At 60.6% G+C, this 24,845-nt stretch carries 16 protein-coding genes; 8 read left to right on the forward strand and 8 right to left on the reverse strand.

All coding sequences use genetic code 11. The annotated features are described in order from the left end of the window. Positions 1–58: 58 nt before the first annotated feature. Entirely contained in the window at positions 59–871 is an 813-nt protein-coding gene (locus BJI47_RS10425; RefSeq protein WP_139804858.1) for a hypothetical protein, read from the forward strand. 3 nt (positions 872–874) lie between these two features. Then, positions 875–3,466: a tetratricopeptide repeat protein gene (locus tag BJI47_RS10430; RefSeq protein WP_088943663.1), complete on the forward strand. Its 2,592-nt coding sequence runs from the start codon at positions 875–877 to the stop codon at positions 3,464–3,466. Between the two features lie 167 nt (positions 3,467–3,633). Here BJI47_RS10430 and BJI47_RS10435 read toward each other — a convergent pair whose 3' ends face one another. After that, on the reverse strand, positions 3,634–4,782 hold the full coding sequence (locus tag BJI47_RS10435; protein WP_088943664.1) for a hypothetical protein: 1,149 nt from the start codon (positions 4,780–4,782) through the stop codon (positions 3,634–3,636). Positions 4,783–4,986: 204 nt separating this feature from the next. Continuing rightward, positions 4,987–6,264, reverse strand: coding sequence for a TetR/AcrR family transcriptional regulator (locus BJI47_RS10440; protein ID WP_088943665.1), 1,278 nt, complete (start codon positions 6,262–6,264; stop codon positions 4,987–4,989). 211 nt (positions 6,265–6,475) lie between these two features. Here BJI47_RS10440 and BJI47_RS10445 point away from each other — a divergent pair, with 211 nt between their 5' ends. From BJI47_RS10445 to BJI47_RS10460, 3 genes are all read left to right on the forward strand, one after another. After that, on the forward strand, positions 6,476–6,748 hold the full coding sequence (locus BJI47_RS10445) for a LuxR C-terminal-related transcriptional regulator (RefSeq protein WP_088943666.1): 273 nt from the start codon (positions 6,476–6,478) through the stop codon (positions 6,746–6,748). A gap of 550 nt (positions 6,749–7,298) precedes the next feature. Beyond that, the gene (locus tag BJI47_RS10455; RefSeq protein WP_125458707.1) at positions 7,299–7,715 is read left to right on the forward strand and encodes a hypothetical protein; all 417 of its coding nucleotides are present in this window, start codon (positions 7,299–7,301) and stop codon (positions 7,713–7,715) included. 368 nt (positions 7,716–8,083) lie between these two features. Continuing rightward, entirely contained in the window at positions 8,084–9,034 is a 951-nt protein-coding gene (locus BJI47_RS10460) for a Fic family protein (protein ID WP_254900505.1), read from the forward strand. A 360-nt stretch (positions 9,035–9,394) separates the two neighbouring features. Here the strand turns inward: BJI47_RS10460 and BJI47_RS10465 are convergent, their stop codons facing one another. Then, positions 9,395–10,321 (reverse strand): SMI1/KNR4 family protein, encoded by a 927-nt coding sequence (locus BJI47_RS10465; protein WP_088943763.1) that lies wholly within the window; start codon positions 10,319–10,321, stop codon positions 9,395–9,397. A gap of 120 nt (positions 10,322–10,441) precedes the next feature. Further along, positions 10,442–12,037 (reverse strand): SIR2 family protein, encoded by a 1,596-nt coding sequence (locus BJI47_RS10470; RefSeq protein ID WP_176224793.1) that lies wholly within the window; start codon positions 12,035–12,037, stop codon positions 10,442–10,444. A 230-nt stretch (positions 12,038–12,267) separates the two neighbouring features. Here BJI47_RS10470 and BJI47_RS10475 point away from each other — a divergent pair, with 230 nt between their 5' ends. Continuing rightward, positions 12,268–17,118, forward strand: a complete 4,851-nt coding sequence (locus tag BJI47_RS10475) for an AAA domain-containing protein (protein ID WP_088943764.1) — start codon at positions 12,268–12,270, stop codon at positions 17,116–17,118. Between the two features lie 53 nt (positions 17,119–17,171). Here BJI47_RS10475 and BJI47_RS10480 read toward each other — a convergent pair whose 3' ends face one another. Then, positions 17,172–17,462: a hypothetical protein gene (locus tag BJI47_RS10480; protein ID WP_125458708.1), complete on the reverse strand. Its 291-nt coding sequence runs from the start codon at positions 17,460–17,462 to the stop codon at positions 17,172–17,174. 356 nt (positions 17,463–17,818) lie between these two features. Next, a complete protein-coding gene (locus BJI47_RS10485; RefSeq protein ID WP_176224794.1) occupies positions 17,819–20,443 on the reverse strand; it encodes a DEAD/DEAH box helicase in 2,625 nt (874 codons plus the stop codon). A gap of 462 nt (positions 20,444–20,905) precedes the next feature. Between BJI47_RS10485 and BJI47_RS10495 the strand changes: the two genes are divergently transcribed. Further along, positions 20,906–21,697, forward strand: coding sequence for a hypothetical protein (locus BJI47_RS10495; RefSeq protein WP_088943673.1), 792 nt, complete (start codon positions 20,906–20,908; stop codon positions 21,695–21,697). Positions 21,698–21,705: 8 nt separating this feature from the next. On the opposite strand, the gene BJI47_RS10500 is transcribed toward BJI47_RS10495, so the two are convergent. After that, a complete protein-coding gene (locus tag BJI47_RS10500; RefSeq protein ID WP_088943674.1) occupies positions 21,706–22,332 on the reverse strand; it encodes a DUF2510 domain-containing protein in 627 nt (208 codons plus the stop codon). A 243-nt stretch (positions 22,333–22,575) separates the two neighbouring features. Here BJI47_RS10500 and BJI47_RS10505 point away from each other — a divergent pair, with 243 nt between their 5' ends. Beyond that, positions 22,576–24,327 carry a TerD family protein gene (locus BJI47_RS10505; RefSeq protein WP_088943675.1) on the forward strand — a complete coding sequence of 584 codons (1,752 nt, stop codon included), beginning with the start codon at positions 22,576–22,578 and terminating at the stop codon, positions 24,325–24,327. A gap of 101 nt (positions 24,328–24,428) precedes the next feature. Here the strand turns inward: BJI47_RS10505 and BJI47_RS10510 are convergent, their stop codons facing one another. Next, complete coding sequence (locus BJI47_RS10510; protein WP_176224795.1) at positions 24,429–24,794, reverse strand: hypothetical protein; 366 nt, start codon at positions 24,792–24,794, stop codon at positions 24,429–24,431. Positions 24,795–24,845 lie beyond the last annotated feature (51 nt).

A 24,845-nucleotide genomic window follows, 5' to 3' on the forward strand; every position in this document is an offset into this window, starting at 1 on the left:
TCGATTCGCGTCATTGAATGACTTTCGCGGCCAGGCAAGATCGGTGATCATTGGCTACGTGACTGCGATCGTCGTCGTGCTGGCCTTCTCGATGATCATCGCCCACTTCCTGCTCGGACGACGGGCGTTCGCGCGTGGTGACCGACTATCCGGCGGCGGTGCGCTTGCCGGTGTCAACCCCGACGGTGTCGCCTTTCTGGGCGGCTTCGTGGCGGTCGCCGCCCTCGTTCAGCTCAGTGCTGCGGGCCGAATCGACATCGGGTCGGCCTTTGTAATCGGGTCCTTTTTCGCTGCCGTAGCGTTCGTTCTCAGCAAGCTTCGACGCATTCCCGGCGTCGAGCAGGCCGGAAACCTGCTGTACTCGCTGCTCGGACTGATCGCGCTCATACCCGCTCTGGCCAGTGTGACCGAACCTCAGATCTGTGGCGTCGAGACCAATGTCCCGTTGCGTATTTCAGCAATCGCCTTGTTCGTTCTGGTCGCCGTGGTCAGTGGGGTGGCCGGATTCTTCGTCGGAGGACTGCGCAGTTCGGTGGTGAGCAGCGTCGGCCTGGGGTGGTTCGGAGCGGTCGACGTGGTCCTGTTCCTCACGTCGCCGGTCGGGGTCGTGGGTGGACCCGGGCCGATGGTGCTGGGGCTGAGCGCAGCCGTCGTACTCGGTGCGATCATCGGGGTCGCACCTGAGCTCGGACTCATGACCGTCGGTGTAGGCCTCGCCCTGATCGTTATGCTGACCTCGGCCTACGGATCGACTGTGGATTGCCAGGACGCGGACTCCGTCGGATCCGTCTCGGCGTTCGTCGCCTATGGGGTGGTGTTCTGCGTTCTCCGGTTTGTACTCGGCACACGGTTCAGGGACAAGGTGCAGTAGACGATGACCGAAGACGCTTGGCCCAGTTCGGTTTTTCTGACCGGACTCGATCTGTTGGACCAAGGCCGAACCATCGAAGCCCTCGGCGTCATGTGCGCCGTGTTGGCGGACTGCGAATCGGCGGGTCATGCGCACCGTATCGCGCATTGTCTGAGGTGGATCGGCGCTCTGCAATTGGAACTGGGTGAGCTGGACTCGGCTGTGGATTCGCTCAGGTACGCGCTCCGACTTCTCGTAGACGTGGACGTGGACGTGGACGATGTCGAGTTGACCGGGGACTGCATGGGGATCCTCGGAATGGCGCTGTCTGATCTCGGCGAGGCGCAGGAAGCGGCGAAACTGCTCGAAGCGACTTGTGCGGTTTGCGCCGATTGGGGTGACATCGAGTCGGAGGGGTTGTATTCCAACGCGCTGGGGGAGGTATACGAGAAACTGGAGACTTTCGGCCCAGCGCGTCGCGCCTATGCACGTGCCGCGGAGTGTTTCCGGCTCGCCGAGCACTGGGCGGAAGCGGCCGACAGCAGCGAGAGCGCTGGGACGTGCTCGATCGAGATTGACGACTCCGTGGGCGCGCGGAACGCATTTCGAACTGCTCGGGACCTGTACGAGCATGACGGCGACGAAGTCGACGCCGCGCGTTGTCGGTTCTTGTTCGGGCTGTGCTCGGGCTTGAATAATATCGACGAAGCCGAGATCGAATTACTCTCGGCGATAGACTATTTCGGATCAACCTCACACCCAGATATGGAGGGCGACTGCTGGGAGCAACTCGGCGAACTCTATCTGGACGCGGAGCGGGTAGACGATGCCTTCACTGCCTTCGGAAATGCACTCGACCGTCACCAGGAGACGACCGGCGGCACACGGAGCGCGCACTGTCACCGACAGCTGGCTCGACTGCATGCACACCGACGGTCGGTCGAACCCACTATCGCGTCACTCACCGCGGCCCGAGACATTTATGCCGATGTCGAGCCCGCAGAGGCTGTCGACATCGACATCAGTCTCGGCGGGATCCTCGAAGATCTGGGCAGGATGGATGAGTCGCTCGTTGTCTACTCGAGGGCCAGGAATGTGAGCGTCGTTCTCGATGATTCTGTCGCAGTAGCGTTGTGCGACATGCACATCGGTACGGTTCACATGCACATGGGAGATCACACCGCGGCGGACTCCTATCTGTTACGGGCCTCGGAGGTGTTCGCCGCGTCGGGAGAGCGCTTCAACCACGCTCGAAGTCTCAGATACCGTGCCGCGGTTAGAAGTGCACTGGCGGAGCTACCTGCCGCAGAAGTGCTGTTGTTCGAAGCGCTTCGCGTGGTGCACGGGCTCGAGGAATCAGCCGGGCTGGTGAACGATTGCCGACAGGACCTGGCGCTGCTTCTGTATCTGTCGTCAGACTATCAAGGCGCTATCGACAGACTCGAAGAGGTCCGCGCAGAGTACCTTCGACAAGGCAAAAGGGAGCAAGCAGACCTGTGCCTGCAGAACATCGGTGCAGCGTATTCATCTCTCGGCCGCTACTCGGACGCAGAACGTGCACTGGTCGAATCTCGGAACGCGCTTGAGAAAAGCGGGATATCCTCGGCTGCAGCATCATCCGACGCGCACCTCAGTCAGCTGTATCTCGAGACGGGAAGGCTGGAGGAATCCGCGCAGGCCTTCGAACGCGCTCGGCGTGCTTTCGAGTCGATGGGTGCCACCGATCGTGTTGCAATGCTCGACCAGAATCTGGCCGGCCTGTACATCTCGCGGGGCGAACTCGACGCAGCAGAGGAAGGATTTCTCCGGGCCACCGCACTGTTCACCCGCCTAGGCCAGAGACAGAAAAGCGCCCTGTGTCGATGCAACCTGGGTGCCGTGGCGATTTTGAAGTCCCAGTTCGCCAGGGCCGCCCATTTGATCGGGGAGGCGCTGAAGGAGCTGAGGCAAGACCCCGCTCATCGACGCACAGTCGCGTGGGCAGAACGCAATTGTGCCTGTGCAGAACTGTTGCTGGGCAACAAAGATCGCGGACTTGTACATCTCGGTGCCGCCCGGACCGCCGCTCTCGAACTCGGCACGATGCTCGATGCAGCCAAGTGTGACTACATTGCGGCGCTGTGGGATGTTTCCGATACTGGGGACGACAGACTGCGCGAAGCGGTCGACTTGGCTCTCCCCGCACTGCAATACCTCGACGCCCAGAGATTTCAGTTCAACTCTGCCGCTACCCGCGAAGCCTGGGCGAAAACTGTCGCCCTGTGGACCTCGAACCTGTTCGACTGGGCATATCGTTTGGGCGACGAGGCGCTGATGGCCGAACTCATCGAATCTGCGATCAACTCGGGGACCCACGTCTCCGACACATCAACCGACTTCAAAGCAATTTCGATGAATCTGGCATCATTTGGTCACGAGATCGACGGTGGCGTGAACGTACCGGCGCTCGACATCGGTACGAGGGCAGGTTCACTCATCGCGGGCGCGATTCTGCCTATGCAACCTCCACCTATGCTGGTGATGCCAGACGGCCGCATCGCCCTCGACCCGTACTTCCGTGCCGTGGACAGTCGATACGGCAAGCAAACGCGACCCTCTGCCGTGAGCGTCGTGTGACCCACGGGTCGTTCCACGGAGACAAGATGTAGCTCATCCCGGCAATGTCCTCGCGGACGAAATCGACGTACCCCTTCATGTCCATGGCCCGGATGTCTCGACCGTCCGCCGGGTCTCGACCTGTCCAGAAACCTGCGCGACGTTATCAACAGTCCCGACTATCGGGCTCAACACACATCGTTGCCAAGTGCTGGATCGAAATCCTCACCCAAGGACGGGAAGTACCATTGCACCGTCGAGTAGGCGCGGCGTGTGTTGCACGTCGAGATGTCGTATGCGATGACCTCGGCCGGCATCATCTCGGCGTCCGCCACGGAATCGACAACATAAAACGCGTTTCCGTGACCGGTTGCGCGTTCGCCACCCCAGGAATCCCACACGATGTCGCTGACCAAACCGCTGGGGGATCCGCCGAAATATATCTTGACGGGGGTTGTTTCGCCGTACCCGTCGGAGTATGAGGGTGGTCGGCCGCCGAGGACAATGTTCGGATCCAGGTCGGAGACCGTCGGCGCGAACGCTGGGGGAGCAGAGTGCATCGGTTCGCATTCGAACGTCCCAGTTTTGGCGAGCCTGTTCGAACTGGTGTATTCACCGGACACCCTGTTCGTATCCTTCTCAGCCCACTCCCCGTTCGCCCAGTCGGAGGTGACAGTCTCCGTGTACGCACCGCCCGGAGTCGGTGTCCCGTAGCTGCTGTCACCCTCCGTCGTGACCACCCCGACCGATCCTGGCTGCGGGCATCGCACCAGAACTCGTAACCCCTCGGTAGGGACCGTCCATGCAGTCGCGTCGTCGAAATCGGAAGCAAGGACGGGGGGAGCGGGAATGACCACGGGTCCGTCGTCCCACCCGATCACGCCGAACAGTTCCGAACCGCCGAGACCGAATTTTCCGTCGACGACGATATCCGCGCCCTGCTCGCGCGTGATGTGATACGCACCGACGAACACGTTCGACGGTGTGATGTCGCTGCGGAGGATGTGCTTGTCCTCGACACTCGCAGTCGAAACCGTGCCGCCCGTGTCGATGTGGACGTTGACCAGACCGTCGACCAATTCGATGGCCACGTTGTCCGAGTTGCCGTCACCGTCGACGTCGACGGACGCAACGACCTCACATAGACCACGGGTCCCGTCGCATGGGTTGCCTGCTGGTGCTCGCTGGGCAGCCGACGCTGTGTCGTCGTCGTCGACGGCCGACGAGGACGCCACCGCGTCAGGCCCTTTGGTGGTCTCGCCGCCGTCTTCACCGCACGCAGCAGACATGAGCAACAAGGACGCTGCCATGAAACTGAAGACCTTCAATCGCCGCATATCGATGAATGTAAAGCGGCTGACCTCGGATAGGTATCCGACGATTGATCGACGATGGCCGTGCGAAATAAGACATTCGGTCCCGATTCTGTGAACGAAAGACACCGGCCCACCAACCCACACGATGCGGACAGACCCCCAACTCCTCGAACATGGCGTTCGGAGTCGACTTCTCGACTACCCCGATCGGTGCCGCGCCGGGGTTCAGATGGACTGATGCGGCTGGCCCCCGAGCCCACGCAACAGTAAATCCGCAATGAACTTCGCGTTGTCCTCCGGGGTGTTGTTCCGACGGGTGAAGCACCGCATGAGGAGCGTGTTCGTGATTCCCGCGGCTAGGTCGACCGGGCTGCCGATCAAGGCCAGAGTCCCGGAATCCTGGCCCTGCTGTATGACGGGTCCGATGATGGACGGAATGTTGAGCTTTTGCTTGATGGACAGAAGGCCGTCGGGTTCGCCGTAGGTATCGTGCGCGACGGCCACCAGCATCGCATCCATGAATTCGATCTCGTGGGCAGCCAATCGCGCGCAGCGGAGCAAGAAGTTCTCGATGATGGTGACTTCGTCCGTCCCGATGAGGAGATCGTCCGCCACAGTCTCCCGCAGAAGGTCCACGCGTGCTTGCAGCGCTCCGACGAGGATGTGCTGTTTCGTCGGGAAGAGCTTCTTAACGGTGGCACGCGGTACGGCGGCATCGTCCGCGATGTCGTCGATACGCGTCATGAAGTATCCGCGTTTGCCGAATTCGATGCGCGCAGCGTCGATGATGGCGGCCCTCGGATCACGCGGTCGAGGCCGCGCCACGACCGGTTCGACGGGCGCGACCACGTCGTCAAGATGCTGGTGCCGACCGGATGTGTCCACCACCGCACCGAGGAACGCAAGCACTGCATCGGCGACGCCGGCCGCCGAGACCGCCGCGGGATCGACTCGGCTGCGCAGGCGGAAGCCGTCGAGCATCGCGTTGACGGTCATGCCTAGAGTTCGGACCGTGAACGGTCTGCGCATCGTGGCATCGGCCTGCTCGAACAGTGCTTCGTACGCGGCCACGACCAATTCGTCTCTACGGCCGTAGTCCGCCTTCAACGCCCGCTTACTGCCGAACGCTTGCGCCAAAACGGTTTTTGCCGACAGGGCGTCGTTTACGAGTACGTTGAATGTGTCCGCCGCCAGCGAGACGACGGCGGGGTTCACTGCCTCGGCGTGCGTCCGACGGCTCAGCCGCACCGCGTCCCGAACGGCCTCAGCGGTCGGCCACCCGGATTCGGTCAGTCGTGAAACGAGGGCGTCGACGAAGTCGGATTTGGTAGTGAATCGTCGGAAGAACGTCGCCTGTGACGCACCCGCACGGTGGACAACATCTTCGCTCCGCAACCCCCGGAGAAGAACCTCCCGTGGCCGTTCGGCCAGCAAAGAAATTCCGGCCTCGACGAATTGCGACGCCAATGCATCGTGCTCGGTCAATCTCTGCCCCTTGCTCATTTATTCGAATGAATCCACGTCCATCAGCCAAATGAAGCTGTGTCCACAGCAGGATCCCGCCACGGCACCTAGCGAGAGTACTCACTGTCACTCGAGAGCGGTGGCTATCGGCGCGCGGAGTGACCTGGGCGGCCCAATCCGCTTGCATAGGGATTCAATGCGCGTACGTCACCAGGATGTGCGGCACCCAGAGTGAGGACCGCGCGTGACAATGACAGATTCCCTCGACACGGACAAAGCACGAACAACCCAGCCACGCGGCCCACGCCTCAGTACACGAGAGGTCGAGGTTCTGCTGGCGTGGATCAAGTCGGACTCGAAGTCGGCGGTGTCCGAGATGCTGTTCATCGCCCCCGGCACCGTGAACACGCATCTGAGCCGAATCCGGACCAAATACGATCAGGCAGGACGGAGCGCCTCGACGAAGGCCGCACTACTCGCGCGGGCCATCCAGGACGGATTGATCGATCTTCACGAACTGTGACGTTCGACCCCACGAGGTATGCACTGGCGCATCCCGCAGCCGGTCCATCTGTGGTCCGAGTCGCCGAGGTGGTCTAGATGTTTGCGCACCCGTGCCGTCGTCATCATCGAGTCCCCGGTGACGATGACGTCGCGACTGGCCAACCAAGCTTGGTTCTATGGCTCTCAGCACGGGAGGCATTGTGGTCGAATAGATTTCGACAGAGCCCCAACTCAGATCGGCGTCGCCCAGGGCATCGGTTACTACACATACTTCCTACTGGTGCAGGTCACAAAATGTGTTCGTGTGGCGGCGCATTCAGCGACCGACATTCGAACAGTCGACCACCGAACAGTAGACAGACTTCGCGACCGCGTTTTTGTAGATTGAGGCCATCGATCGTTGGTCAAACACCTGGAGATGCTCAATGCGCAAGAAAATATTTTCGCCGTTAATTGCCTTGATCGCTATTGCAACTTTGTTTTCGACTGTAGGCGCGACGGCGCACGCCGGCCCGATTGTTGATTTGGGTTCCGGTGTAGTGGAACTTCCGATCCCAGACATTGGCAATATGGCGACAGGTAGCGCAGGCGGCGTTCTCAATTCCGTTGCTCCGTTGCTTGGATCAGCCGAGGCCCCGGGCACGGTGCCGGGATTCCCCTTCGTTCCGCTCCCCCTGGCTCCACCGGCAGACGATAGAGTCGTCGGCGGTTGGTACGGAACCTGGACCGTCTCCGACGGAACCTACCTGGCGGCGCTCAACATCAGCCAAGCTAACCCGCTACGTGCAAATATCGATATACCAGGCCGGCCATGCAACGCGGACTGGACAGAAGAGAGTCGAAACGGTGCCGTTGTGGTCGTGCGAGCGAACGTGCTATCAGGCAGCTGCAGTAGCAACACCTGGCTCATGACCCTCACCGAGAACTCAATCTACGCAACCGATTCCGAGGGACGCACAGCGTCGGTCGAATTTCGTAGAGGCTAGGCACCGCCGACCCAGAATTTGTCACAGCGAGACTATTTCAGATAAAAAGCGCCGGATGTTCTATTGGCGCCCAGCGCAGCGAGTCCGCGATGCCGTAGATCAGTTCTGTCGATTGGGGAGCCTCGGGCGGTCCGATGGCCGGGTAAGCAGCTGTAGATGCGGGGCAATATCGGCGTCATCGGGGAGCATTGCCAATGGATAGAGGTGTAAAGCTTGGTATGCTGGTCTGATGGCCACTGATTCAAATCTCGGGCTGACTGCCGTCGAGTACGAGAGTCGGCCGTGGGAGTCCTCATCCATGCAGGCATCCAGAACCCAGCGCAGGTTGCACGCGGGGGACTCTCGGCTCGTCCACCGAGCTGGCGCCGATGAGCTCGATCCTGCTGCGATCCGAGAGCGCTGCCTCGTCGCAGACAGAGAACCTCACCGTCGGCGCGCGTTCGTTGGCTCTCGCCGAGTTGGGTTCGCCGAGCAGTCGAAACGCGTCGATTGTCAGCGGCAACGTACGCGCCATGGAGGCCGCACTCGCAGTGAGTGCGACGGCGTCCGCCGAGTCAGTACTAGCCATGCACCGGGCACTGATGGAGCCGGCCGGTGACCCCGATGCAGGCCGGTGGCGCACTCAGCAGGTCTGGATCGGTGGCTCTGATGTCGGTTCACACCACGCTGCATTCGTTCCGCCACACCACGATCGGCTTGCGGAGTCGTTGGATGATCTTTTCGTGTTCGCATCGAGGGATGATCTTCCAGTCCTTCCTCAGGTGGCCATCGCCCATGCACAGTTCGAGACGATTCACCCCTTCACCGATGGGAACGGACGTACCGGCAGATCACTGATACATACGATGCTTCGACGGGCCGAAGTAATCGAACATGTTACGGCCCCATTGTCTGCCGGACTGCTGACGGACACGGCGACCTACTTTTCGAGCCTCGACGAGTACAGAATGGGCCACGTCGAACCGATAATTCGGCGCCTGAATGCCGCGACTTTCACAGCGGTGTCGAATGGCCGAACGTTGATCGACGAATTGGCAGCTGCTAGAGACCGTTTCATCGGAGCCGTTGTTGCGCGCCGCGAGTCTGTCGTATGGAGCCTGATCGATGCACTTATTGCACAATCAGTGATCGACAACCCTTTCGTGCAGGGGACATTCGATGTCAGTGATATGTCTGCTCAGCGAGCCATCGACCGACTCGTTGACGCGGGCGTTCTCCACCAGACGTCGAAGGGGCGACGGAACCGCGTGTGGCAGGCAGACGAGATCTTCGATGCACTCGACCGTTTCGCCGAGCGCACCCGTCGGGCCAGGTGGTAACGACCCTGTTCGTGTTGTCGGTTGGACCTCTCGGGTGCGAGCACTACCGGAGAGCGTCCGCGATCCCCGGCGCGAGGTTGTCGACGGCATAGGGGATCGACAGTGACCCGCAGCCGAAGGTGCCGATCAGCCGCAGGGTGGTGACCCGGTCTCGGAAAGATCGAATTCGGTTTCGTCCCGCGAAGTTTGATCGTCAGCAACAACGGAGTATCCAGTCGGTCCGGATGCTGCAGTTCACCAAAAGCAGTGCCCCGAACAGTCCAACCGGTCGAAGTGCTCGGGCGTCCGACAGAGGTAGATGCTCCCGAGCAATGCTGTGCAGCGCCAAAGCAATGCTGCGGACCGGTCCAGAGGTTCAATCTAGTTGGCGTACAACCACTCCAACTGTCCGTCGACCACCGATGGTGTCCACGCCCCGGCGAACGGGCGGCCCGATTCGAGAGCATCAGCGAGGTCGGTGAGCACTGCGCTGATCGAGATCCACTGCGGGCCGCCGTCGTCCGCGCCGACCTTGTCGAATTCGGTCACGCATCCGTGTAGTGGACCGGGCCTGGTGTCGACGAACAGTAGGTTGCCGTCGACGCCCGCGAACGGCACGAACTCTGGGAGCCACGTGCCCACCGAGTCCCCGGCCATCGACGTGCTCATCTCGTTCTCGTCCATGTCCTCGGCGAATTCGCCCCAGACCTCGAGCTCCATTTGCCGCTCGTCGATCACGCGCTCGAGATCGAACAACTCGTGCGACGGCAGCAGCGGTACCCACGCATCATGTGGAAACCCGTTGACCGACCTGAAAAGCGCCTGCAGTTCCTCGGGCCAGCTAACGCCGGTGCGTGCGATGGCGTCGTCGATGGCGGTCTGCTCTGCGGGGACCACAGGTGCGGTGTCGAGATAGGTGCTGAGCCACAGCGCAATTCGGTCCCATTGATCGGTGATTACACCGGTTGGGGTGGAGAACTTCGTGGGACCCTCGTGTGTAACCGACGCCGTATGGATAGGCTCGTGGGATGGTTCGGTCCGTCCCATCGTGTACTCGATGGCGGCATGCACCCGGCGACAGAGTTCGTCGTCACTCAGGTCCTGGTCGCCGAACGGGACCGAGTTGCCCGGCTCGTCATCGACGACGACATTGCCGAATTTACCGATCAGCGTGCCGTCCTCGGTGTGCGTGAGCGAACGGCCCATCGCGACGAGCTGCTCGATCGCAGTCTCACGATCATGCGCCTCGCCACCCCGGGTGACGATTCGTTTCGTCTCGCTGTTCCAGATCGACACGTACCATTCCATTGCGTTCTCCTCGGTTGTGGCGGCTCGGCCGTCTGCGGTGAACGCCCGGTCCAGGCAACGGCTACGCACGATTTGGTGTCGAAGACGCATCTGGAGCGGCGCATCTCGCGCGATTGTCGATCACCTTCTGAAAAGCCCACGGTCCCGAATTGCTTTTACGGGCCGCTCAGGCTGAGTGCCAGCGTGGTTGAGGGATAGTTCACTGTCGCCCATAGCCGTCAGAATTGTCTCCAGTGACTTCCATCTGCTGCGTTGGGCAGGGGTGAGTGAGCGGATTCGATGAGCAGCCTCACGAAGGTGGTCGGCTAATTGTGCCTCTTCTGGACTCAACAGCTCGGCATACCGATTGTCGAGTAGGTACGGGGATCTGTCGCTGGAGTACATCGCTGTTCCGTCGAGCAAGATCTCCAGGTCTCGCGCCGCTACTTTCATGTTGGAGGAATCGGACGCTGCGAGGTAGTCGAAATCGCCTTCCCAGAGTGCACTTCGTACGGGATCGTTCTGCAGGGTGACCACCGTCCCCAACGGGCGTTGATGATTGTTGGTGGCATTCATTGCGAGAACCTCATGCGCGAGCCGTAGCACATTGTCATCGGTCATCGAGGCGCCTATGACAATGAGATGGCCTGTTGCCATGATGGATTGCACGATGGACCCGAGAGGGCGTCGCTCGGCGTCGTAGCGAACGAAGTCTCGACGACTCAGCACGATACTTTCAGGTTCCGCGACGTCACCGTGCATTTTGAGTAGCCATGCGCGATCACCAACGGCGTTCTCGCGCGGTAATACCGAGATCGAATCTGGGCCGTTCGCGGCTTTGAATGCGTCCTCGTACAAGGAGTCGTAGTTGGTGGTGACAACTTTTTCGACTGACAATGACGCCAGAAGACAGTGCGCAAGGGTGGGTACCTTTTTCGCATCAGCTCCCGTAGCTCCCGCTGCGCGTTCTCCGAGGGTTTGCCCCTGAACAGATTTCGACAGCAATTGGGCTCTGTCGAGGACACCCAGCGTTGCAAATTGATCCGGATCCAGGTCTGGAAGTGTGTCCTTTTTGATGGTTGCGAGTAGCTCGTCCCAGGTGGGGAGGCCTGCCGATATGCTGACGCCGGCACCGAGCAGGAGAGCGGTGTCCCCACCTCGAATTTTGGAAGCCAAGTGGGCGCCCGCCTCGCGCTGGCGAGTTGGCAAGGATCGTTCTCGCCGAATCGCTTGGAACGCAGCGTAATCCGCTGCATTCTCCACCACGAAAACGACATCGAAGTCGGAACTGGCGACGAATTCGAGTGTTGTCGCATAGAGCGCCTCGATCACTTTTCCGCGTACGCCTGCGTACCCTCCGCGTCCTACCCCAATGGTTGGGAGCGCGATCAGCGGTCTCACTCGACCGTCGCTCACGAACTTCGGCGGGTCTGCGTCGATTAGTCGTAAAAGATGTTCGAGGCCGTCGATCAGCCACGTGACGGATGGATGGCCGCCGTGGGCGACGTGCAACAGCCAGGCGGATCGGCTCTGAGTACTGTGCGGTTGAAATCGCCGAGCCCTGTGATCTTGGTCGAGCGGCGGCGGGGGCTTCTGATCGATGTCGAGGGCCGGCCACCACGTTCGACGAGGTACGAATGTTCGATCCGTCGGTACGATCACGACATCCGATGCCACTGCTTCGAGTCTGCCCCGGACGACGAAGACATGCCCCTCGATCCCTGTTTCCGTTGACATCTCACGTTCGTTCATAGCGCGTGCCCGGAAGGCCGTCGTTCGATCACACCGCCCATGCTAGATCGTTCGGTCGGGCTGGTCCGATGGCCGGCAGTGATCGCTGCACACATCCGTATGTCGATGGGCCATCGTGCACTTTGCTCTTGCTAACGGATTACGTGTCGGAGGCAACCGATAGATTGTCCGCGGGAGCGAAGACGTCGCCTCCGGGGGCGAATTTGGAGTTGGCAGTGGCTAGTCGGGAACACGACGCAGAACTCAAGGGGCGGGTAAAGCGCCTCATGCAGTTCCTCCGCGAGATCGTAAAGTCTCGCACCAGTCCGGTGTTGCAGGTTCAGCAGCACGCGCAGGTCGAATGGCTGTTCCGTGATGACCGGGTCACCCAGGTCGACCTGTCGGTCGTGCAAGGCGGCATCGCTGTCCGTGCCCCACGAGTCAGCATCGAAGATCCGCCGCCGGTCCCGAAGGTTCTCACGGGATGGCTTGACACGAAGCTGGTTACCGATAGTCGATCGAAGTCTCCGCAGTTGTCGGAATCCTGCTCGTTGACCGGTCTCGGCGCCATCCAGCGCGACTCACCAGAAGCGGAGACAGTGCGCAGCGCATTCGCTGAGTGGTTGCCGACGTGGCAGACCTGGGCTGCATCCGATCGCATCAGGCGACCGCAGGCAGAGTTCTATCAGGCGCTGCAGCGCATGATGCAGGAGCTGTCCGCCCGTCCGGAATCCGTCGAACTGGTTCTGGCATCAGGGCTGCTTTCTCTTGCGTCGTTCGATACCGAAGACGCTGTGCAGACCCACCTGATCACTCAGAGCGCATCCGTTGATCGTGACGAAGCAACCGGTGATCTCGTTGTACGCCTGACGCCGATGAGCTCGCCACGACTCGAGGACACCCAGCTCCTCACGGGTAGATCAGATTTCGATTCCTCGGGTTCGCTCGGTTTGCAGAAGCAGCTACAACAGCAGGCCGCATCGCCGCTGAGTGATGGCGTTCTGTTATTCCTCAAAGACTGGGCACCGCGGGCCTTGACGCAGACCATCGAGGTCAACGAACTACTGGAACAACCCGCTGTGAAGTCGGACAAGATGCTAACGCCGTCACCAGCATTGGTGCTTCGTAAGCGTGGCGCGTTTGCACTGGTCGAGTACTACGAGAAGATGATCGCCGACGTCGAGGCGGACGATTCCCCAGTGCCTCTGGGATTGGCTCAGCTGGTGGAAGCGATCGAGCCCGACGACCGTCTCCATTGGCTCCAGAGCGTCGGCGCTGCCGCTTCTTCGACACTCGCCGACGATCCCCTTTTCCCGCTTCCTGCCAATGCCGAGCAGTCACAGATCCTGGAACGGTTGGGTAAGGACAGCGGCGTTGTCGTCGAAGGTCCGCCTGGAACAGGCAAGACTCACACCATCGCCAACCTCGTCTCGGCGTTGTTGGCTCGCGGTCAACGAGTCCTCGTCACGAGCGAGAAATCGCAGGCACTCCGCGTACTGCGGGACAAGCTGCCGGTCGAGATGCAGGAACTCTGTGTCTCCATCACCGATCTTGCACGCGGCGGCTCGCACGAGCTGAACAAGAGCGTCGCGACGATCGCCGAGCGCAAATCCTCGTTCAACGAGCGACTCGAAGATCAACGAATCAAAGATTTTGCTGCCCGACGGCAGGCCGCCCGGCAGAATCGCTCAGTCATCCTCGAACGCATTCGCTCGCTGCGGGAAGCCGAAACCTACCAGCATCCTCCTGTTTCCGACGGATACGAAGGTAGCGCAGCGTCGATCGTCAAGCAGGTCAAGGCAAACGAGGCAGCATATTCGTGGCTTCCGGGCCCACTGCACGCGAAGCAACCTTCCCTGTCCGGCACAGAGATCGGGGAGCTACGCAAGCTCATCAGTACTGCGTCACCGACTCAGAGTGCTCGGCCGGCTAAACTACTTACTCCTATCGAATTCTTGCTGCCGGATCGGCCGGCACTGGAAGAGCTTTTCACCCGAGCTACTACTCGCGTTTCGACCGATACCGCCGAATCCGCGCAGCTCATCGAGATTCTCGGGGGCGTCGACCTGTCTACTGCGCAACAGGTTCGGTCGCTGTGCGAGAGCTTGCATGGTCTCGTCGACGACGTGCAGCAACTCTCGCCCCAATTCCAACAACTGGCCGACCGCGTCCTGTCCGGCGAGGCCGACTACCTCTGGGCGCGTGTCGATTCTCTGCCCGCGATTCTCGATATCGCGGTGCGAGCAGACTCCGCCGTGGGCCCGCGAGATGCCTACAGCTCGGACACGACATCTCAGGGCTTGACTGTCCTCAACGCGTTGGCCGTCGCTCTGGAGACAGGTGCGAAATGGAAGTCGGGTCGATTCTTCAAGAGCGTTCAGCAGCGAGCCTACGAACAGTCAGGCATTGTCGCCACCGTGGACGGTGTTCCCGCGGTCGACGCCAGTGCACTTCGCGCAGTGGCGGAGCACGTGCGAGCTTTGGACGCTATCCGTTCAGCGGGGATGCTCCTCGCCGACCTGCGCATTTCGGTGGTCGTCGACGGATCTCGAGGCCTGCAGATCAACAGCTTGCAAGGAACGTTCCGATCCTTGGACGTTATTCGAAACGTTGTGGCAACTCGTGATCAGCTGGTCTCTCAGCTCAGGTCTATTTCGCATTCGCACCCGAGAGTTCGTTCCCTGGCCGAAGCGTCATCGATCGCCGGCGCGGCCGGTGCTATAGCCACGAGGTCGGATGTTGAAAGCGCACGCGCGGAGTTGGATCAGCTGGTCCGATCCGTGTCGCTCGAGGTGGACAAAGCTCCCTCACCCGAGGGAGAGGTGTTGATCCACACGCTCGATTCGGCTGACTTCAGCGCGTTGGAAGACTCAGTCGATCAGTATGTCTCGGCGTGCAGTGAAACAATCAACCAACTGCGGTTGACCGAATTGGAGTCTCGTTTAGCCGAGGCGGCGCCCGCCCTTGCGAAGCTCGTTCGAACCACAGCCGGCGACGAGCAATGGGACCGAATCGGTTGGGAACTCGACAAGGCCTGGGCGTGGCGACGTGCCCAGGAGTGGATTGTCGAGCAGCACCGAACCGGTAGGGAGCAGGAGCTCGATGCGGAACTCGACGCCGTCGACGCCGATATTGCGCAACTGACATCCCAGCTCGCCGCAGCGAGCGCGTGGCGCGACTCGCTCAAGCGAATGACCGCGACAGAAGTTCAAGCACTGCAGACATACCGCGACCATGTTGCCAACATCGGTATGGGCACTGGCAAGTATGCGGAGAAGTACAGCAGCGCAGCTCGTTCGGCGATGCTCGAAGCGCAAAGCGCGGTCCCGGCCTGGGTGATGCCGCTTCAGCAAGTTCTCTCGTCCATTCCAGCAAAGCCCAATACGTTCGACGTCGTCATCGTCGACGAGGCCAGCCAAGCAGACATCACGAGTCTGTTCCTACTCTGGTTGGCGCCGCGCGTAATCGTGGTGGGCGACGACAAGCAGTGCACACCGAGCGAAGTATCGAGCGGCGCGCTCGACACGATTTTCGATCGGCTCGACCTCTATCTGGGTGACCTACCGGAGCATGTGCGCACAACGCTTACTCCGCGGTCGAGCCTGTTTTCGATGCTGCGGACTCGATTCGGCCAGGTGGTCCGGCTACGTGAGCACTTCCGGTGCATGCCGGAAATAATCAACTGGTCGAGCAACCAGTTCTACCGTGATTCGCCGCTGATCCCGGTCCGACAGTTCGGTGCAGACCGGCTCCCACCGCTGGCCCACACGTATGTCGAAGGCGCCGTTCATCTCGGCAAGGGCGCAACGCTCAGAAACGAACTCGAAGCGGCCGCCATCGTCGACCAGCTGATCGAGTGCTTCGACAACCCGGCCTACGACGGCAAGACCTTCGGAGTCGTGGTGCTTCAGGGCCGCTCACAGGTCGACGTCATCGAGAACCTCCTGATGCGCCGGGTGTCCGCCGAAGTGTACGAAGAGCGGAAGCTGAGAGTCGGTACACCACCCGACTTTCAGGGCGACGAACGTCATGTGGTGATGCTGTCACTGGTCGTCGCCCCAGAACAGAAGTTCATCTCCTTGACTCAAAGCGAGTACCAACGCCGCTTCAACGTGGCTGCCTCACGCGCGCAAGATCAGCTCTGGCTGTTCCACTCCGTGACGGCGGATCGACTGAAAGCAGGTGACCTCCGCAAATCATTGCTTACCTATATCAGCTCGACCTCACCGGTTCCGGCGGAAGCCATGCCGGAGAACGTCAGTCGTGACGTTCGCCAGTCACCGTTCGACAGTCTCTTCGAGCAGCGAGTGTTCAACGATATCGTCGCTCGCGGTTATCACGTCAACCCCCAGGTCGAGGTCAACAGCCGCCGAATCGATCTGGTTGTCACCGGCGGCGCGTCGAGGCTGGCCGTCGAGTGCGACGGCGACGCGTTTCATTCGACTCCCGAACAGCGGAACGCCGACCTGGAGCGCGAACAAGAGATCAAACGCGTCGGCTGGACATTCTGGCGGTTACGCGAGTCCGAGTACTACCTGGACCAGGAGGCTGCGCTTTCGTCTCTATGGGAAACGCTCGACACACTCGGCATCTCCCCGTACTCGGTGAACGCCTCCGCAGGACAGGAGGCGCCGACGACGTGGGCCCCGATAATACTGACCGCTGACGAATCGGTCGTGGAAGACATTGCCGAAGAGGAGGCCCTTGCTGGTGCCCCCGTGATGTCTGGCGTGGCGGCAACTCGGGCGCGCAGGACAGCGCCGATCGCTCAGGCTTCCGGGATTTCCTCGGCGCAGGTTGTGCGTGAATCACAAACTCCAATAAGTGAATCAACCGAATCATCACGCCATCTCGACAGTGCGGTACCAGTGCAGCCGAAGCGAGGAATCGTCTCTCGCAAGGATATCCGCGAGCACTTACTCCAGCGTTGTACTGCAGCGGAAGTGTCAGCCGACGAGATCGCAACTGACCTGGGAGTCGACGAGGCGATCGTGCGCGCTGTGGGTAGGGGACTGGTGGTCGAAGGCGCACTGGAGGAGATCGCCGGGCAGTACCGCACTGCGCAGCAGGTAGAGGCGAAAAGATGACCGAACCAGAAATCCTCCCGTCTCTGGAGAGCTGACTCGGCATGCCACAGCGGTTACTGCGGTTTGGCCGGAGTGACTTCGGGCTGATATCGTCTCGCCCCCAACGTGATTGCCTCCTGGACGAATGCAGGATGCGGGTTCCGAACCACCAGTTCGGTTCCGTCCTCGGAGGTGAGTGCTCGGGTGATCTCTTGCAAAGTGCTCAGGCTTCTGATGGTTGGGATGGCTAGGGCAATACCAACAATGAGCAGCAAGGAGCGAGGGCCTTCGGGGATCCATTCCATCAGGGGGGAGATAGGCCCGGTGATGATGACGGCGGTCATGGCAACCAGTACAAGACTCACTACTCGCCGCCCGAAGACGTACCAGCGGCAGGTTGGGCAGACTGACCAGTGGGTCTCTGCGCGTATTGTGCGCGACCTTCGCGCCGCGATGCGGTCAACGCCCTGCCCAAGGACCGATGCTACTGAGGATCTTTCGTGGTATCGAGAGGTCGTCCCAGGGGATGCTTGGGTGTGAGGGCACAAACGCCGTGAACGACCAAGTCCCTAGGTTGCCGTGTCTAACGCAGACCGACGGCAGCGTGGCATCGAGCTTTCGCATGTTTTTGCGATCTCGCTTGGGACTCTCGGTAGCGAGGAGGTGACGTAGCGAGAAGGCGATGGATGGCTCGGGCACGTAGTGATACTGCGACATGTGTCTACCTCTGAAGATGCTCGATGGTCAATACGTCAGTCGCAGAGACCAATTGAAACTCGGCTCGCCCTACCAGATTAGCGATGGCCATCATGCCGGGAGTCTGGGTACGACGGACGACGCCCCAATCTCCGATGATGTAGAGCCGTTGTTGAGCCCGGGTGATTCCGACGTTCAACAACTTGGCCGCAGATACTTCGTGCTTGTTTCCGGACAGATCTGCTTGCGCTGCCCACCGGAGACGCCCCGAGTCCTGCATGAGGTCCAGGATCACGACGTCGTATTGCCGCCCTTGAAATTTATGGGCAGTTCCACATTCGATGGCTAGAGTTTTCCTGCGCGCCAGAGCTTCTGCTTGTCTGGCATGTGCTACATACGGGCATACCAGTCCCATCGACGTGCTCGAGTGGTCTCGGTGACGGGCGTGAATGGCCTCGATCAAGTCGAGCCCGAGAGGGTGGATCCACGACGCGTCGGTTCGGCGCAAACCTTGTTCGGGGTGCGTGGCGGTGTCCACGAAGACCACGTAAGGCTGTCCGAGACGGTCGTCGTTGTTCCGCCAAGAGCTTTCGAGTAGGCCGTCGTAGCAGAACTCGTTGACCACGCCAGCGATGATTGGTGGGTATCGATACTGCGTTCGCAACGCCACACAACGTGAATTGTCCTGTGCAGAGGCTCGATCCACGACACCGAGCAGGGCGAAAATATCATCTTGCTGCCAGTGCAACACCTGCTTGTCGACTTCGGTGATCGCGTCGTCGGTGTCGGTGATTGGCGCATTCTGAAGAAAGTCACCCACGTATGCGAGGCAACGGTCGGCCTTCGATCCGGCGTAGACCAGTTGCGCGATCTGCGCCGACGCTGCCTCATCGATAATTACCGTGTCGAATCTTCGGTTCGACAACTCTGCCTTGGTTGTCAACGTAGACAGAGTGCATGCGATGACGGGTGCGTTTTCCAGGAGTGTGCGCTTGGTCGCCGCATACTCGTCGTCGAGGAGCTTCTTCTGACGATTCAGCTCCCTGATCGCGGCTTCGAGTGCTGCGACGCGTTCGTTGTACTCGTCGCGTTCGGCGAGAGCCTCCCAAGTCCCGTCCAGTCGCGCCGTGGAGATGATCTCCTCGTGATCGGGAGCGGCGTCGACAATCCGGAGAGCTTCCGCGTATTCACTTTCCAACTGGGCCAACCGTGCCTGCAAGGTGGACTCCGCAGCCTGCAAAGTAGAGGCTTCACTGGCTAGTTCACGCGCGTGTTGCCCGGCAAATTCAGCGCTTTGTACCTGCTCATGCGCTCTGGTGGCCTCTCCGCCTGTGGCAGCGGCAGCCCTTCTGAGTGTCTCGAACCCGGACTGGGCACAATGTAGCTCGGCGGCAAGCGCATCGCGAAGCTCTACAGCGCGTCGTACTCGTGCATCGGCTTCTCCTCGGCGCCAGGGCAATCCCGCGATCCAAGAGTGCTGTGCCGAGGTAGCCTCGGACCACTTCAATACGGCATCGGAGTGCCCGACTCTCAGTAATGCGAGCGTGCGTTCGGCGACTTGGACATCCTGCGCAGCGTTGTACGCGGTCCGGGCAGTCGACTCAGCATGGTGTTTCAGCTGAGGCAACCTCGATGCGGAAGCAATGCTGCGTTGAACAGCCTCGTCGATGCGGTCGAGGGCGGTAAGTCGGCGTGTGGACTCGACCCCGGCCATCGTGATGTCCTCGGCAAGGTGCCGTGCGGTAGTCGCAGCTTCTCGAGCTCTCAGCGCAGTTTCGAGGCGAAGGCCGTTACCTTGCTCGAGTTGTTGCACTACAACACTGAGATGAGTGCGATCGGGGTGTGCGGCATTTGCGGCGATTGCTCCCTCGATCTCCTGCAATCGTGCGGCCCTGTTTGTCATCACCGCTGCAGTCTTGTCGACCGTGAGCCAAGGATGCTCTCGAACCTTCTGGGTGAGTTTGTCCGTGGAACCGACCCGCACGACTTGACCAGGTTCGGTCACCCTCTCAACGACGGACTCGACGACGTTGTCCACTGCGACATTGGTGTGCGACGCGATGAGAACGGAGTGACCCTGGCTCAACGCACGAGATACTGCTTCAACGATGACCTTCGTCTTTCCGGTACCGGGCGGGCCCCACACCAGCCATGCGCCACCGGAGGTCATGGCGCTCAGAGCTTGCTGCTGCTCGTCGTTCAGTGTGGGAACAACGGGCACCGCAGGAAGAGCTCCGCGTGACCACAAGTCGACGACCAAAGGGGCACGGGTCGAGCCCTGTAGGCATGCGCGCAATTGCCGGAGTAGCTCGAGTTCGAAGTCATCGATGTACGAAACCTTCACATGGGTCGCAGTGCCGAGCGCTCGACGCGTCGATGGGGTGATCGTCAGCACGAGCCGATGCGCCTTGGGTTCGTATGCCAGTTCGACCTCGCTCCGCGGTGGGTTGCTTGCGTGTGACGCGTCGGCATCCACCACGAAGAATGTACGTCCTGACCACCCGTGTCGCGGCGGAGTAACCGACGTCATGACTGTCAGTAGCTTTTGCTCGGGGAGTGGCAGCGGATTGTTTGTTACCTGAATAAGATTGACGTTTTGAACTCTGCGCGCAATCAGTGCTTCGAGCCCCGCGAGCGTATTCTCGCGCACCCATGGCCAAGTAGCTGCAGACCCATCCGTAGGTTGCTGCCTCTGCACGACAAAGCTGTTTGATGTTCCCCCACCCGACATGGCACTACCGTATAGGGGGATTCGTCCGATCGTGCAACCTGAACGTGGCCGAGTGTCTCGAGAATCTGTACCACCTCACCCCGTTGGATGCTGAGGGGGACAAGGTTGTCTGTCACGACGCGCGTCAGTTGATAGTCTGCGAATCTCTCATACTCCATTACTTGACCCTTCTTGCAGAAGATGTTGGCAATCAGTGGTTTTGGACGTTCATCAATGTTCTACCCGTCTCGATCTTCAGGGCTTTGGTCTGCTACGTCAGTCTGTCTGGAGAGTTCGATGGGGATCAAGAGCCGCTGTCCATGCTGATCGTCATGTAACTCCCCGTCGGACCCTGGTTGTATGTTGCGTGGGGACAGAACTTGATGGGGGTGGGTGCGAGCGATGAGATGGAACCCGTTGGATCGGCGGTCGCAGGACCAGCGTGCGATCGACGATGCACTGGTCGGCCTGGGAAAGTCTCTTTGGACGGACCCACGAGTCGCCGGCCGATCGCTGCAGTTCGTTCGTGACGCGTTGGGAGCTTGGCGTACCGCAGCAAACCCAGCGTTGGTCGATCCGACTGGCACCCGACGCGAGAAGGTGCGCAGAGTCGTCGACCGTGACCGCAAGGCCGAGAACGGCGTGTCGGCGGACATCGCTGAGATCAGCGCGCTTCAGACCTCGATACGGGGCAAAGTCGTCTACGCCGTCGTGTTTCTGGCAGCAGAAGTGTCGGGCCTCGAGGCCTGGACTGCGATCGAGGTGGCGCATCGGATCGTGCGAATCGATCTCTCGACCGAGGTTGCCTCCGTCGCGAGCAGTGCCGGGCAACTCGAAACTGCTTTCACGCGGCTGGGGGCGTCGCCGACCGGTCATCTTGCCGATGATCCAGAGGTACAGAGGATTTATCGCGAGCGCACAGATGCACTCGCGGACCGGCAACGCACGCTCATCGGTCGTTTGACGGCTCTGCGGTCGTACCTGGACGGTTTGACCGACATCGAGCGAGAACTGCAGAAGGCGCGGTGGATCGAGAACCATGGAACACCGGAGGCAGCCGAGTTCGAGGCGCGGGAGGGCGACGAACTCGGATCACTGCACCTCGGCGCAGCCCGCGACATGTTCGACGAAGCGACCGACCGAATCGGTGTTCAACTGCGCGACGCAGCCGAACAGCTGGGACGATCGGTCTGAGGACTCGCTTACGGTGCGCCGAAGCCGTAGGTGTAACTCCCCGTCGTCCAGTTCATCGTGGAGTGGTATTTGTAACCACTCATGGTCCCATCTCCGTTGTCTTCGTTCGAAACGAAGCATTCGAATACAGTCGTTGTCGCAGTGAGATCGTCGGCTGATCCTCCGCTGACTGGTGAACACGACACCGAAATGATCGGCCCGTCAACGATGCCTTTCGAGATGTGGTCCTCGGCCATCTTTTTGATGCTGCTTTCGATGCCGCTTACCGAAATGAGTCTCGAGACCCGTTCGGAGTCGTCCGCCTTCTTCTGTGCTGCGGCAGCGGCTGCGACACGGTCGGACTCTTGTTGTGCGGCTTGATCCGCGGCGTCCTGCGCAACTTGCTGCTCCGCCTTCACATTAGAGTCGTGAAATATCTTGGCGGTAATTCCTCCGACAGCCAACACGAGCAAGGCTGCGGCAGCGATGATGACAAGTTTCTTGGATGGGCGCCACCTCGGGGTCTTCACGCTGGTGGGCGCCGAGGGTCCCGATGGCTCCGGCAGATCCAGCCACGTCGAGCCGTTCCAATACCGCTGGCGGCCGTCCGGGGTCGGATACCATCCAGGCTGTGCGGACAGTGGTTCATCGGGCATTCGTGCGATCCGTTCGTGACAGGCTTTCCGAGGGCCGGTAGCGGGAGTGCTACGGCGAAAGTGCTTTTCAATTATCCAATGAAAAACTGGACATCTTCACCAGTTCGTTCATTCGAGTGAATGAACTTCTGTCTCGGGCAGTTCACGTCAGAGTCCGGGACTGGATTGTGTTCTGGTGGTGCGCTCACCGACGATGCTGCATAGTGACCGGAGATCGGATCGCTATCGTCGAAAGCAGAAAAGATGCGCAACACCACTACGGCCACGGACGACCGCTGGGTCGTGGTCGATGTAGAGACTTCCGGCCTGAAGGCAAGCCGCGACCGTGTTCTCAGTGTTGCCGCATTGACGATCGACGAGAACGGCAATATCGGAAGCGAACTATCAACCTTGGTGAACCCGGGCTGCGACCCTGGACCGGTGCACATTCACAAGCTCACGCCGGATCGGCTGGCAGGTGCGCCGAAGTTCGAGGACGTTGCTCCGCAGCTCATGGAGATGCTGGACGGTCGAACGATGGTCGCGCACAACGCGAGCTTCGACCACGGGTTCTTGAAATTGGAAGCTATGCGCGCAGGTATAGACATGCCCACCAAACAGCGGCTGTGCACTGTCGCTTTGTCGCGTCGCTTACAACTCGATCTACCGAACCACAAGCTGGCGACGCTCGCTGCGCATTGGAAAGTCATGCAGTCCAACGCGCACGATGCCTACGACGATGCTGTCGTTCTGTCGCAGATCTTCACCCACAGTTCGCGTCTCGCCCGATCGTTGGATCTGCCACTGCCGGTGACGATGTGCACCGAGCGCTTGACGCTGTATCCGGACTCCGTCCCACGGACCGACTGCCGTTGGGAGAATCCAGGCCGGTTCGATCCGTCACAGGGCTTGATCCAGGGGATGCGCGTCGTAATCAGTGGAAGTACGAATATTCCACGGCTACAACTGGCCGCCCGTCTCGATCAGGCGGGGCTCGACGTCATGAATTCGGTGAGCCGCTACACGAGCCTGGTGGTGTGCTCCGACCCGACTTCCGAGAGTGGCAAGGTACGGCGCGCCCGCGCCAACGGGCTGGAGGTCGTGAGCGAATCGCACATCCTCGACCTCCTTGACGCCGTACGTCTGGGGACTCCCAAGGGCGAGCGGACATCGGTCGCCGTGCCTTCTCCGCCGTCACCTCAGGCCCGACTCGGGGCGGGCAAGCCATGGCAAGACCGACGAGTACTGGTGATGGGTGGGTCGCACGTCGAGTCCGTGTTGATGCGTTCGCGATTGATTCAGCTCGGCGCGACGCCCGCTGTGAATCTGAGTGCAGGTGTGACGGACGTTCTGGTGCTGACCGATGGTGATGGCGACCCGCGGATGCCGCGAGTCGCCGAACGTGGACTGACAGTGCTCACCCCGGTGCTGGTCGACAGCGCTTTGAATCTTGACGACCCGATCGCAGTTGGCCCCGTACAGCCGAAGATTCCCCCTCTCGTTCCGCGAGGAGGTGTTCTCGACCTCGACTCGGGCATGACTTCGTTGTCCGTCAACGTATCTTGGCGAGCAAGTGACACCGACAGCACGGCCGTCGATGTCGTAGCCTTCCTGCTCAACAGCGACGAATTGGTTTCAAGCGAGGAAGATTTCGTCTTCTTCAATGCACCGGCGACGTCTGACGGCGGAGTTGCGCTGACTATCGATGGGGACAGTGAGCAGGGGATCGGCATCGATCTGACGTCGGTGCCAGCCGACTGCGAACGGATCGTGGTCGCGGGAGCAATCGAAGGCGACGCAACGTTCGGTGATATCGGTGCTGTGTCGATCGCTCTTGACGGACATGGGGCTCCCGTAGCCACAGCGGTCCTCGATGCGGCGACGACCGAGCGGTCATTGCTCCTTGCCGAGATCTACCGTCGAGGAGCGAGCTGGCGGTTCCGCGCGATCGGTCAGGGGTACGACGATGGTTTGCCGGAACTCGCCGTGCGATACGGCGTCGAGGTCGACGAATAGCCATCGATCTTCTGCGGAAGCGGTGCCAGCACACGCACTTCGAACGCACTTTCTCCAGCACCGTTGGATGTCGCGAGAAGGTGGAGTACCGGGGTCGACGCCTATTTGCGATCGAGGCCCGGGCCTTTGTGCAGGACCTTCCCGTTCTGGTCGGCCTCGACGTATGGGCGTTGCTCTGCCGTGAACTCGGCTTCACAATCGAGCGATTGAGTCAAAGCTTCGATTCGTTCGGTCCACTCGGCGCGAACAACTGCCTGTTGGGGGACGGACAGTGAGTCGTAGGTCTTCGAACCTGCCAGCACGTCCGCGAAGTCGCGCGTCGTGACGTTGTGTGATTTCTCGATCTCGCGCCCTACTACAGCCCAATGTGCAATCTGTTGGGCGGCGCTTCGGCCGGCGGCTGCGCCCGCTTGCTTCGCCGCGGCGTACAGATCGTCGTTTATTCGCATGGAAGATGTTGTCTCCATGATGGCCTCCGAAGTCGCCGGTCAGGATCCAATGTAGCAATGTGCCAGATC

The organism is Rhodococcus sp. 1168 (assembly GCF_002091955.1).
In the GTDB taxonomy this organism is placed as follows: domain Bacteria; phylum Actinomycetota; class Actinomycetes; order Mycobacteriales; family Mycobacteriaceae; genus Rhodococcoides.